Here is a 3,101-nt window from a genome sequence, read left to right on the forward strand (position 1 = left end):
GCACCGGGGCGGTCGAGGAGACGCTCGACGCCGTCGACGGGCTCGTCCTCTCGGGTGGTGTCGACGTCGACCCCGCCGCCTACGGCGCACTGGCGCATCACACGACGGACGAGCCGCAGGTCGGCCGCGACGCAGGGGAGCTGGCGTTGCTGGCCGGCGCGCTCGAGCGGGACATGCCCGTGTTGGCCATTTGCCGCGGCTTCCAGCTGCTCAACGTCCTGCGGGGCGGCGACCTCGTTCAGCATCTCCCGGACGCGATCGGCCACGAGGGGCACAAGGAGGCGCCCGGCGTGTTCTCCGAGCACCCCGTCGAGGTCGCAGCGGGAACGAGGCTCGCGGAGATCCTCGGCGCGCGTCACGACGTGAAGTCGCACCACCATCAGGGGGTGGGGCGCGTCGGCGCCGACCTCGTCGAGACCGCGTGGGCGGCCGACGGCACGCTCGAAGGCATCGAGGACCCGAGCAAGCGGTTCGCGCTCGGTGTGCTCTGGCACCCAGAGGCGGGTGAGGACACACGGCTCTTCGCGGCCCTCGTGGACGAGGCGCGAAGCTACCGAGGCGATCGCGGCCGCGCCCCGACGTAGTCGCGGGCTCGCCGGTCCCGGCGATCACGTCGGCTGCGGTGCCGGGGCCGGCCCCGGGTCGCTGCCGCTGAGGATGCGGGAGAGGCCCGGATCGGCGACAATCGACCCTGGAGCAGACGTCCTCGATGCGCACGACGACAGCACTGGCCGTGAGCGCGGTCGCCTTCGCCGCCGCTGCCGCCGCATGGGAGGTCGCCCCGAGCGGCGCAGCGCCGGGCGTCGTCACCTGCGGCAAGACGAAGGCGGGGTACCTCGTCTACGCGAACGGGGTGACGTGCCCGACGGCCAAGAAGCTCGTCACGAAGATCGGGAGGCTCCGCTATCGGAAGCCGAAGGTGACGATCACGGGCGTCCGCGGGTACCTGTGCGTGGCGACGTACAACAAGCGGACGAAGAAGATGAAGGCGGGCTCGTGCCTGAGGCGGAACACCGCCGGGACGGGGTTCGGCTGGACGAAGGGCGGGGCGCAGGTCCCGCTCCCTCCGGGCGTGCAGGCGCCCGCCGGGGCGACGTCCTGAGCACGGACGTCGCGGGCCTCGCGTCGATGCCCGCGAGGGGCTGAGGTGGCCGGGCGGCTGCACGGAAAGGTCTGTGTGATCACCGGCGCCGGCGGCGGCATGGGGCGGGAGGCGGCCGTCGTCTTCACGGAGGAAGGCGCGCTGGTCTGCATCGCCGACCTCGACGGCGCCGCGGCGGAGCAGACGGTGGCGATGTGTCGTGACGGATCAGCCTTCGCCTACGAGCTCGACGTCGCCGACGAGGGCGCCGTCCGCGCGATGATGGCGGCGACGGCCGAGCGCTTCGGCGGCATCGACGTCCTCTACAACAACGCGGGGATCTCGCCCGCCGCCGACGCCTCGGTGCTCGAGACGTCGACGGAGGCGTGGCAGCGCGTCCAGGACGTCAACACGAAGGGCGTGTTCCTCTGCTGCAAGCACGGCATCCCGCACCTGCTCGCACGCGGCGGTGGCTCGGTGATCAACGTCGCGTCGTTCGTCGCCCTCCTCGGCGCCGCCACCTCGCAGATCTCCTACACGGCGTCGAAGGGCGCGGTGCTGGCGATGAGCAGGGAACTGGGCGTTGAGTTCGCACGGCGCGGGGTTCGCGTCAACGCGCTCTGCCCCGGCCCGGTGGAGACGCCGCTGCTCCTCGACATCTACGGGTCCGATCCGCACGCGTACGAGCGCCGGCGGGTGCACTGGCCGATGGGGCGGCTCGGAACGCCGCGCGAGCTCGTGAACGCCGCGCTCTTCCTCGCGAGCGACGAGTCGTCGTTCGTCACCGGGGCGACGTTCGTGGTCGACGGCGGCATCACCGCCGCGTACGTCACGCCCGAGTAGGCACGCCAACGGAACCCGGCGATCCGGGTCGTGAACGGTCTCGACCTCTCAGGCGCGCGGCCGGGATGGATGCGCCCGCGTCGTCGCCGCGGCGGCGGCGCTCAGGCGCCGACGACCTGTACGAGCCAGCGCCGGTCGCGCTCGCGGTCGAGCTCGAGGAAGAGGATTCGCTGCCACTGGCCGAGGCACAGCTCGCCGTCACGGACCGGGATCGACTCGCCCGCTGGCCCGAGGAGCATCGACATGCAGTGCGAGTGGCCGTTGCCGAACTCCTGGTCCTCCTCGCAGATGTTCTCCGTCCGGCGGTCCCAGTCGTCGTGCGCGTAGTAGTGCTCCGCCGGGACGAGGCGCCGCAGCAGCACGGCGAAGTCCTCGAGGAACCCCCGCTCGAACTCGTTGACCCGCACGGAGCAGGTCGTGTGCGGCGAGTAGACGCAGCAGACGCCGTGCGCCACGCCGCTCTCGCGCACCGCTTCGCGCACGTCGTCGGTGATGTCGGTGACGGTCAGGCCTCCGGCCGTCCGCAGGCTCATCTCCCGGTGGAAGGTCCGCATCGCCCCGGCGCCGTTGCCGTGGGCGGCATGAGTCGAGGACGTCGTATCGGGTGCAGCGGCCATTTTGTGCCGACATTGTGTCAGCTTGTGCCGACATTGTGTCAACTTCGGTGGGCCTGCGCTGACGTGCGCCGGCGTCGCCCGCGGCGGTCTGCGGCCCAGACGACACCCGATCAGCGTCGACCCCGATGCGTGCGTGCCCCCGTTGGGGCGAGGATCTGCTCGACGAGAGGAGACGAGATGACCACGATCAGTCGGCACTTCACGGCCGAGGACGCCCGTCGTATCGGGGAGTCGATCGGCATCGAGTGGGACGTCGCTCCCTTCGACGTCGAGCAGTTCCGACTGGGGCTCGAGGTGGAGCTCGAGCACGGGGCGCACGACCCCGAGACGAACGTCACCGACGACGACGAGGCGCTCACCGGGAAGATCGCGTGGGCGCACCTCAAGGAGCTCGCGGACTACTACACGCGGCTCGCGCTGATGGAGGCCGAGGCCGAAGGCTGACCGCGCGCCGACGTTCCGACCGTCTAGGCTGCGGTCGGTCGGGCCCGTAGCTCAGCTGGTCAGAGCAGCCGACTCATAATCGGTTGGTCCCTGGTTCGAGTCCAGGCGGGCCCATG

At 71.3% G+C, this 3,101-nt stretch carries 5 protein-coding genes and 1 tRNA gene; 5 read left to right on the forward strand and 1 reads right to left on the reverse strand.

Annotated elements, in window-relative coordinates; genetic code table 11:
• From AC162C_RS08945 to AC162C_RS08955, 3 genes are all read left to right on the forward strand, one after another.
• Window positions 1–584: gamma-glutamyl-gamma-aminobutyrate hydrolase family protein (locus AC162C_RS08945; protein ID WP_484097250.1), on the forward strand; the 584-nt coding region annotated here is incomplete at its 5' end.
• A 125-nt stretch (window positions 585–709) separates the two neighbouring features.
• Window positions 710–1,102 carry a hypothetical protein gene (locus tag AC162C_RS08950; protein ID WP_484097251.1) on the forward strand — a complete coding sequence of 131 codons (393 nt, stop codon included), beginning with the start codon at window positions 710–712 and terminating at the stop codon, window positions 1,100–1,102.
• A 45-nt stretch (window positions 1,103–1,147) separates the two neighbouring features.
• Complete coding sequence (locus AC162C_RS08955; protein ID WP_484097252.1) at window positions 1,148–1,924, forward strand: glucose 1-dehydrogenase; 777 nt, start codon at window positions 1,148–1,150, stop codon at window positions 1,922–1,924.
• 101 nt (window positions 1,925–2,025) lie between these two features.
• On the opposite strand, the gene AC162C_RS08960 is transcribed toward AC162C_RS08955, so the two are convergent.
• Entirely contained in the window at window positions 2,026–2,541 is a 516-nt protein-coding gene (locus AC162C_RS08960) for a secondary thiamine-phosphate synthase enzyme YjbQ (protein WP_484097253.1), read from the reverse strand.
• 177 nt (window positions 2,542–2,718) lie between these two features.
• Between AC162C_RS08960 and AC162C_RS08965 the strand changes: the two genes are divergently transcribed.
• Both AC162C_RS08965 and AC162C_RS08970 read left to right on the forward strand, forming a co-directional pair.
• The gene (locus tag AC162C_RS08965) at window positions 2,719–2,985 is read left to right on the forward strand and encodes a DUF5661 family protein (RefSeq protein ID WP_484097254.1); all 267 of its coding nucleotides are present in this window, start codon (window positions 2,719–2,721) and stop codon (window positions 2,983–2,985) included.
• 40 nt (window positions 2,986–3,025) lie between these two features.
• A tRNA-Ile gene (locus AC162C_RS08970) sits at window positions 3,026–3,099 on the forward strand.
• Window positions 3,100–3,101 lie beyond the last annotated feature (2 nt).

It is taken from the genome of Gaiella sp. (assembly GCF_057140465.1).